Genomic DNA, 8997 nt, shown 5'->3' with positions numbered 1-8997 from the left:
CTGGTAAAAGTTTTAGCAGATCGGGGGTATCAAGGTGATTTACAAAAATGGTTTTATGCGCATACGCAGGGGTGTTTGCTGAGCATTGTCAAGCCGGTGGACGGAACGAGGGGGTTTAAGGTTCAGCAATGGCGGTGGCTTGTGGAACGCTCGTTTGCGTGGCTGGGTAATTTCAGAAGATTGTCCAAGGATTATGAGATTTCCCCTTCATCCGCTAAGGCTTTTGTTCAATTAGCTTTCACAAAAATTATGCTGAATAGGTTAGTTAAATGTTTTGCGTGACTGGTTCTGAATTCTTACTTACGCAGTAGGTCTATTTCTTTATATTATTGTTTAACAAACGCATTCTGCTGTCTATATCTAGCTAAGAATAGCCTATACGTACACATTAATGATCTTGATAAAGTGATAAAAATAGGATACCATTAATCGTTTATGTTGTTTTGCTAGAATTGCTAGAATGAATTGTTTAGGTAACTAATATGAGTGATAATATATATCGTAGGAAATGTTACGCTTTAGTAGCATGGGGATTGACGCTATCGTTCTTTTTATACCAATTTGCATTGCGTTTATTACCTAGCATGATTATGCCGGAGATGTTAAGCCGGTTGCACATGGATGCTTCTCAACTTGGTATGTCTAATTCTATGTACTACGTTGGTTATTCTTTAGCGCAAGTGCCAGTGGCTATTGCTTTAAATAAATTTACTGCGCGTATCGTAGTGTCTGTGAGCGCTATTCTATGCGGGTTACTATCACTAGTATTCTTACAAACCCATAGCTGGGTAATGGTGGTACTATGTAGGTTTTTGATAGGCATTTTCTCTGCTGCCGGCTTTTTAGGCGCCTTGAATGTTTCGGCTGAATGGTTTGGCGCAAAGTATTTTAGCCGTATGGTTGGATTAACCGTGAGCGCGGCTTTTATTTTTGTTTTTTATGTTGTGAGTAAAATTCCTAATTTTATTCAGATTTTAGGACAAGAACGCTTTGGTTGCTATCTTTCTTTATGCGGCATAGTGTTAGGCATTGTCATATATTCTGTATTGCGTGTTAACCCAGCATACCAGTCAGAAATTACAGAAGAAAAATGCGACGTGAAATCTATTCTTTCGCCATTTATGATGGCTCTTGGTATAGCTAGTTTTTTATTAGTAGGTCCATTAGAAGGGTTTGCTGATGCTTGGGGTTGCGAATATCTGGTAGATTGCTATAAGATTTCCCGATCAGAGGCAAGCAAGATAGTGTACCATATCTTTTTAGGCATGATAATAGGAAGTCCGATAGTGGAGTTCTTGGGGCGAAGGATTGGTAATTATCTCGCTCTTAATTTATGCGCGATTGTGATTTTATATTCTTTTATTCTTCTTATCTTTGCACCTTCTACCCTGAACTGGAAGTTTGTGGTAGTGTCTGATGTGCTTGAAATTACTGGGTTAAACCTGTTATTTTTATTTGTTGGTATAGCATCGGCTTATCAAGTGTTAATTTTTGCAATAGCGAGCGAGGTGGTTTCAAAAAAATCATTAAATATTACAAGTGCATTGTTAAATTGTTTAAATATGATAGGTGGCTCGATGTTTCATTTGGTTATAGGGTGCGTTGTGCAGCATTTGTGGGATGGAGAGATGCAGAATAATACGCCTTATTATAATGCAAATGATATAGGGTTTGCGGTTCTTTCTATACCTATAGCAGCTTTTGTTGCTATAATTATTGTGACGTGTATTAAGAAGAAAGGTGTGCAATTAGCCAGAACTAGCCAAAAGAGACGGGAGAATAGCTTTTAGCTTTTTTATTGCCAAGCCAAGCAAACGAGCGTTCTACGACCCATCTCCATTGTTGCACCTGAAAGCATTTGATTTTGTCATCAGGCTTAAGGGCTCTAAACATCGGCTAGTATGAAAATAAAACCATTGCTGCAAATCGGAGTTTAGGGCTGAGTTTTTAGCGTCTCGCTGGACCTTTTATTCATCACCACTACACGCTACATGCAAAACACTACACAGTCATTTTGGATCTCCGCTTCAGCTGGTACTGGCAAAACGAAAATACTTATAGACCATCTGCTATATCTCTTACTGCTCGACGATGCAGATTACCACAAAATTCTCTGCATCACATTCACAAATGTTGCTGCGAATGAAATTCGCGACCGTATCTTCTCTAAACTCCAAAACTGGAACCTAATAGATGATGAAACATTAGAGCGGGAATTAATTTCAATTGGTTATGACGCAAACAAAATAAATGCTGCTCGCAAACTGTATCATAATTTACTAGCCCAATCTAAAAAAATAAATATACATACCATTCACTCTTTTTGTCAAAAAATTATTAAAACATTTCCATTGGAAGCTGGCGTTGATCCTAATTTTGTCATCATCGATCTCTTTCACGCCCAACGCATAGCATCATATTTAAAACAAAACATAATTTCGTTTATAGATTGCGAAATGCAGCTAGAGCACCTGTTATCGCATATCAGTGTATCTAAGTTAGAGGAATTAATTCTACAAATTATTGAATACGAACATAAATCACTTAATACCTCAGACACGCATAACATTCAAAAGCTATTAGAGCAACGCAATCATGTTAAGATGCAAGAAGCTTTGCTATATCAAGAAATACAGAGTAAATATCACATCACTCCTGACCAAATACAACTTTATCTTTTCACTAAGGAATTCAGTATACGCAAAAATTTGAAAAATTTAGAAAAAATGTATCCACAACTACAGAATCATAATGCTATAGATGATCTCAAGAGTTTTGGGCTACAAATAATAGAATGCTTAAATCAAACTAAAAAAATCAACACGCTTATCACCAACGTTATCATCAATAAATTTGCACATAAAGTATTAAAATACTATAAAGAATACAAAAAGGCTTATGGGTTGATAGATTTTAATGACGTACTATCTAAAACAGACTATCTACTTACGCGCAGCCCATTTAGGCACTGGGTTCTACATAAAATAGATGCATCAATTCATCATATTCTATTAGATGAAGCGCAAGACACGAGCGCACAACAATGGACAATTCTAGACGCTCTCTTGCAGGAATTTTATGCTGGTGATAGCTCAAAGGCATATCACAATAGAACATTATTCGTGGTGGGGGATGAAAAGCAATCGATTTTTAGCTTCCAAGGCGCACAATTTGAGCTATTCAAAGTAATGCAGGAATATTTTGCATGCAAATTCCAGCAAGCTTATAAACCTCTTAAACATCTTACACTAGATGCATCTTATAGATCTGGGCAAAAAATCCTAAATTTTATATATCAAGTCTTTTGCATACCAGAAATTTCTGAATGCTTTAGTAATAATATTCTGCTTAAATCGCAGGTTAACGCGGAAGGAAAGGTAGAGTTATGGCCGTTAGTTACACCAAATAAAGAAACGGGAGACTGCGAAGCGCAGCATCAACAGGCGGGCGCGATATTAGCAAATAAAATAGCAGATTATATCAAAAATGCCATAGAATCTAAAGAAAAAAACGCTGGCGATTTTCTCATTCTAGTTTGCACACGCAAACACATCGTGTCCGATCTTATCTGCGCCTTGCAAGCAAGAAATATACCTCATGCTGGGTTTGATCGTATCTCATTAAATCAGAGTATGGCGATATTAGATTTGATCGCTGCTGCTAAGTTCGCTATCATGCCTCAAGATAACTGCAATTTGGTGATTGTGCTCAAATCTTATCTCTTCAACTTACAAGATGAAGATATCTATAATCTTTGTCTGCGTGCACAGCAACATAATCTATGGCAGATCATTTTATCAGAAAAACAGAAATTGGCTGAGCGATTGCAGCATATTATCGATTTGTTTCAAACTTATACCATATTAGATTTTTTTTATTTATTGATAGATGCCTTTAATTTGAGAGAGCTCATGTTACGGGATAAACTGTTAGAAGAAGTAGATGCAATAGATCAATTTTTACATTTAACGCAAAGTTATATGCAAAGAGAAAATAGTTGCGTACAATCTTTCATCAACTGGTTTGAAAGCTCACCAATTGATTTGAAGCGTAATTTGCAACAAACAGATGCAGTGCGCATCATGACGGCCCATAGCGCAAAGGGTTTGCAGGCAAAAACTGTCATCCTGTGCGATACCACTGCTCCTCCAAACAAACTAGAAGATTTGCTGTTGCATAATGATAAATTATTGTGTAGCATAAATAATACTAAAATTGGCGCAGATATACTACAGAGCCAAGCGCAAAAAAACCTACTTGAATACTATCGTTTGTTATACGTGAGCTTAACGAGAGCGGAGGAGCATCTAATTATCTGCGGCTTTTCCAATAGGCAAGAACTACCTAAGAAGAGTTGGTACTATTTTTTAGAAAAAGCATATGCAGTACATATTGCCTGAAGAACATAGAAATTACTGCATCAGTACCAGGTGAATGAAAATTTTATTATAAAAAATCTTATGTTACATTTCCTCTTTAAAAAAAACCATAAAATTCTTGTCTTTATAGCTATTTCGCTTTTTACGGTAGCGCAAGCAGCTTATTTAAGCAATGGCTTTGTAGTTACTAGTAAGACACATGAGCAAAAAAATAAAATGCGGGGATATCAATATATCTACTTCTTTCCTCATTTCTCTGGAGGAGCGCATAGTATAGAAAGCAACATCAACAACGCCGTAGAGCAGTTTGTGAAAAGTTATAAAATGTTCGTAAACCAACAAAATACAAAGGTGCAGTATAGGTTAGAAAACGGATCAGATAAGTATTTTAGCTTACGTTTCGATTTAGTTGATGCAAATCTAAAAACCGTGAGAACAGATGTTTTGAATTTTTATAAAAATTCCGGCAAAATGATCGATCTCAGAAATATCATTAACTGCAAACAGGCGCATGTATCATATAAAATATTGGAGATGTTGAGGGCGCAAGATAAAAACGCCGCCAAAAACATCACGGATATGAGATGTTTACTATCTAAAATCAATAATAGGGAAATTACTTTTTACTTTACTCAAGAAAGTGGGTGGCATATGATATGGAATAAACCTAATGAACAGATCGATATCAAACTTGATGCTGAGTTTATCTGCGTTTAGTCTATGCATCTAAACTCTTTAGTCTCTCTATGTTCTGCAAATGCTCAAAAAATCTGATAGAATTTTTCCTAATCTAGTTAGCAAGCTCCCACCCACGCTCAACAACGCTACAAAAAACGGCGATTGGGTGGGTCTCGACTCACTCCTCGCTTCGCACTCCCGCCAACAAATCATCGAAAAAGTAAAACTTGCATGCCTACGCGGCAGGGGTGGCGCTGGCTTTCCTACCGCCCTCAAATGGTCTTTTATACCAACAGACGATAGTAAACCTCATTATTTAATTATTAATGCTGACGAGTCGGAGCCTGGCACGTGCAAAGATAGAGCGATCATCACATGGGAACCACATAAAATCATCGAAGGAGCCATATTTGCCGCCAAGGCTATAGGAGCGCAGGTTGGTTATATTTATATCAGAGGAGAGTTTTATCACGAATCATTTTTGCTACAAAAAGCTATAGATGAAGCTTATTATGCAGGCTTTTTAGGTAATAGCGCTTGCAAGAACGGCAAAAACTTTAATTTATACCTCCATTGTGGCGCTGGCGCTTATATTTGTGGCGAGGAAACAGCTCTTTTAGAGAGCTTGGAGGGTAAAAGAGGGCTACCAAGGCTCAAACCACCATTCCCTGCAACACAAGGTTTATACGGCTGTCCTACGGTTATAAACAATATAGAATCGATTGCAAACATTTCATCTATCATTAAAAGAGGGCCTGAGTGGTTTGCTTCTCTTGGCGTAAAGGATAATGGTGGTAGTAAGGTGTTTTGTATATCAGGTATGGTGCATAACCCCTGCGTCGTAGAGGAGTGTATGGGAGTATCTATGAAATATTTAATACAAGAATATGCGAAAGACGTTATTGGTGGCTGGAATAATTTAAAAGCAGTCATTCCTGGCGGCTCTTCTTGTCCATTGCTGCCAGCAGCCCTAGCACAAGAAGCTAAAATGGATTTTGATAGCTTAAAAACCCTAGGTTCAGCGCTTGGCACTGGCGGAGTAATAGTGATGAATAAGGAAGTGGATATAGTTTTTGCTATAGCAAGATTAAGCCGTTTTTATATGGAAGAATCTTGTGGCCAATGCTCTCCTTGTAGGGAGGGCACTGGCTGGATGTATCGTATTATGCAAAAAATTACACTAGGGCAGGCTAAGAGGTGCGAAATAGACGAGTTATTAGAAATCACTCATCAAGTAGAAGGCAATACAATATGCGCCTTAGGCGATGCATCTGCTTGGCCTATACAGGGCTTAATTAAACATTTTAGAGAGGAATTGGAGGCCAGATGTGTAGAATAATGCTATGTAAAACTATAAGTTCTATAGCTTTTAGCGACGACGAGTTTTTGGGATAAGTTATCTAATTATCTACAGCTCATTCTTGTAAAAGATAACAAATAGCACCATTATAAGTGGTTGTGCATAAATAATGCTACCCTAGGAACTTTATTTATTCTCTAATTCATTTTATAATAAGAGTGATAGGTGTTTGTTCTCTATCGTGACTTACGCATATTCATTATAAGTATTTTGCCATATTGTTGTTCTATCTTAGAACGTAATTTTGTCTAAACTCTTGTAAAATTGCGTATGAGCTTCATTGTAGTATCTTTTTCTATCTAACTTTTGTGTTGTTAAATAGTTGATTTTGTTACAAGTGTAATCTTTTGGTATCGTTTTTTCGCTACTTCTCTATACTCAGATGTGCTTTTAGTGGCATTTCATACTCCATACATCTTGAAAATTACAAGATTATTGGTAATAATATACGAGAATCAAGTAGTAGTAGGTGATTAATTGATTGCCAAAAGCGATTTCTCACAGATTACCTTGAGGCATGAGCCTGTTTGGTTTGTTATTTTATTTTTAATATATTTATATACGTATAAGGGGTGTTTTATGAAAAAAATTGGTGTAGTTCTCATTCTCATGACTTTACTGTCTGGATGTAGCAACGCTAAAAAAGATGGCGGCTGTCCTTTTGCTGGCGAGAATGCGATGTCTGCAGAGTTCCAAAAAAATCGTGGTGACAGAGTGCATTTTGATCTCAACAAAGATCATATCAGAGATGAAGGAGCTGCTATTCTAGATGCGCAGGCTTGCTGGTTCAAAAGTCATCCAAAAGCCAAGGCTGTGATAGCAGGCCATTGCGATGACCGTGGTACTACGGAGTATAATCTTGCCTTAGGCGAAAGAAGAGCTAATACTGTAAAAAAATATCTAGAGTCTAAAGGTGTAGAATCTGAAAGACTTTCTACAGTATCTTATGGTAAAGATAAACCTATCGTGCCTGGTACTTCAGCCGCAGCACGCGCACAAAACCGCGTGGGCATTACGGAACCTAGATGTAATTAATAATTTTTTAATAAAACATCAAACTTAAGGTTCTGTAAAATGTATAAATAAGCAGCGTGGGACGCTATGCGTCTCCGCTGTTTTTCGTTTTAAGTATATTTTTAACTGTATTGTTTTTTGTATATATCTGCGCACTCTTGGTTTATTTTGGCACACTCGCCTCTCAATAGGATAATTTAATTGGTGAAATACCTCTCATTTTATACTTTCCACTCCACATCTTGCACTTTGCTGGCTTATCGTTTATAATTCATTCTGTATCAGTTTCTTAAACGAAACTTGATGGTTCGACGTAGTTAAGTTGAATAGAAAAATAAATATTAATTGCGGGAATCGCGCTTTTGGTCGTTCAATAATAGGTATCTCATATGAAAAGAAGATCTTCTTTAAAATCTCTAAAAAAGAGAGATAAAAATTGTGTTTTAGTAAAAAGAAGAGGTAGAATATTCGTTCTTAACAAAGAATGTAAAAAATTTAAAGCCTGCCAAGGTTAAGTTTTAGGTATAATTTATTGCCGTCTTGCTTCATACCCTGTCTCTTAAGACTTCTTTATGATAGGAGTTGATATTGTAGATATTGCTAGAATAGAAGCTGCTTGGAAAAGGCACGGCATGCGCCTTGCATCTCGCATCTTGTGCGCTCAAGAGCTAGTGGAGTTTGGTAGGTCACATCACCAACCACATGTTTTTTTGGCCAAAAGGTTTGCAGCGAAGGAGGCTGTGAGCAAGGCCTTGGGCGTTGGTATTGGCGCGCATCTTTCGTTTCAAGATATAATCATTACACATGATAGCGCAGGCAAACCTGAGGCAATCGCTTCTAACAATATATTTCGTAATACACGTCTACATCTTTCTCTAGCAGATGATGCTGGTGTAGTGGTTGCTTATGCTATGATGTTTAATAAGCATCATTAAATAAAATAAATATTTTTATATTATATTAAATATTCCCATTCACTGCTGATCATTCTTTATCCCATGTTATCTATAATTCCTTAGTCTCAGTATTTCTCGCGCGCATTTAATGCAATTTATCTTCCGAACATAAACTTTTGCCCACCATTCTTCAAAGCTTCCTGCACGTCAGACTCAAGCCAAAGTCCTCGCGCAATAAAATAATTGGATTCGATTGTTTTAATAATCAACGTTACTTAATAATCAATATCGCCGCACAACCCATAGACAACGCGGCAAACGAAACTCTCGTCTCCTTCCTGTCCCAAATTTTACGCACTCCAAAAGCCCGCATTCACATTCTTCGTGGCGCGCATAGCAAATTCAAGAAAATCAAAATTGATGGCATTTCGCAAGAACAGTTAGATCGAATGATTGACGTAATACTTTATTAGTAAAACAAAATAGGCCTCTTTCGAAACTGTGATATATGTGTATACTCAAGCTAGGTCAATAAAAATATTATGGTTTTGCAATTGAAATATGAACAAGTGAAGATTTTATCAGATGATCAATTCAGAAGATTAACAGGAGTTAAGCGTGGTACGTTTGATAAGATGGTAAAAATATTAGAAGAAGCTGATAAAAAAGA

9 protein-coding genes and 1 pseudogene are annotated in these 8997 nt (G+C 37.0%); all 10 read left to right on the top strand.

Features of this window, described 5'->3' with window-relative positions; genetic code table 11:
* The coding region (locus Sarmat_RS05020; protein WP_202149713.1) for a transposase at positions 1-282 on the top strand (282 nt) is incomplete at its 5' end.
* A 200-nt stretch (positions 283-482) separates the two neighbouring features.
* On the top strand, positions 483-1790 hold the full coding sequence (locus Sarmat_RS05015; protein WP_202149712.1) for an MFS transporter: 1308 nt from the start codon (positions 483-485) through the stop codon (positions 1788-1790).
* 201 nt (positions 1791-1991) lie between these two features.
* Positions 1992-4400: a UvrD-helicase domain-containing protein gene (locus Sarmat_RS05010; RefSeq protein ID WP_202149711.1), complete on the top strand. Its 2409-nt coding sequence runs from the start codon at positions 1992-1994 to the stop codon at positions 4398-4400.
* 60 nt (positions 4401-4460) lie between these two features.
* Entirely contained in the window at positions 4461-5096 is a 636-nt protein-coding gene (locus tag Sarmat_RS05005) for a hypothetical protein (RefSeq protein WP_202149710.1), read from the top strand.
* Between the two features lie 40 nt (positions 5097-5136).
* Positions 5137-6396: an NADH-quinone oxidoreductase subunit NuoF gene (gene nuoF / locus Sarmat_RS05000; protein WP_202149709.1), complete on the top strand. Its 1260-nt coding sequence runs from the start codon at positions 5137-5139 to the stop codon at positions 6394-6396.
* A gap of 600 nt (positions 6397-6996) precedes the next feature.
* Positions 6997-7452, top strand: coding sequence for an OmpA family protein (locus tag Sarmat_RS04995; RefSeq protein WP_202149708.1), 456 nt, complete (start codon positions 6997-6999; stop codon positions 7450-7452).
* A gap of 368 nt (positions 7453-7820) precedes the next feature.
* On the top strand, positions 7821-7946 hold the full coding sequence (locus Sarmat_RS04990; RefSeq protein ID WP_202149707.1) for a ribosomal protein bL36: 126 nt from the start codon (positions 7821-7823) through the stop codon (positions 7944-7946).
* A gap of 57 nt (positions 7947-8003) precedes the next feature.
* Positions 8004-8366 carry a holo-ACP synthase gene (acpS, locus tag Sarmat_RS04985; RefSeq protein WP_202149706.1) on the top strand — a complete coding sequence of 121 codons (363 nt, stop codon included), beginning with the start codon at positions 8004-8006 and terminating at the stop codon, positions 8364-8366.
* A gap of 137 nt (positions 8367-8503) precedes the next feature.
* The gene (locus Sarmat_RS04980; RefSeq protein ID WP_202149705.1) at positions 8504-8800 is read left to right on the top strand and encodes a DUF167 domain-containing protein; all 297 of its coding nucleotides are present in this window, start codon (positions 8504-8506) and stop codon (positions 8798-8800) included.
* Positions 8801-8881: 81 nt separating this feature from the next.
* Positions 8882-8997, top strand: a pseudogene (locus tag Sarmat_RS04975) (IS5/IS1182 family transposase); the annotation flags it as partial.

Source organism: Candidatus Sarmatiella mevalonica (assembly GCF_016751895.1).
Classification (GTDB): domain Bacteria; phylum Pseudomonadota; class Alphaproteobacteria; order Rickettsiales; family Rickettsiaceae; genus Sarmatiella; species Sarmatiella mevalonica.
This window is presented reverse-complemented; position numbering and strand designations above follow the sequence as displayed.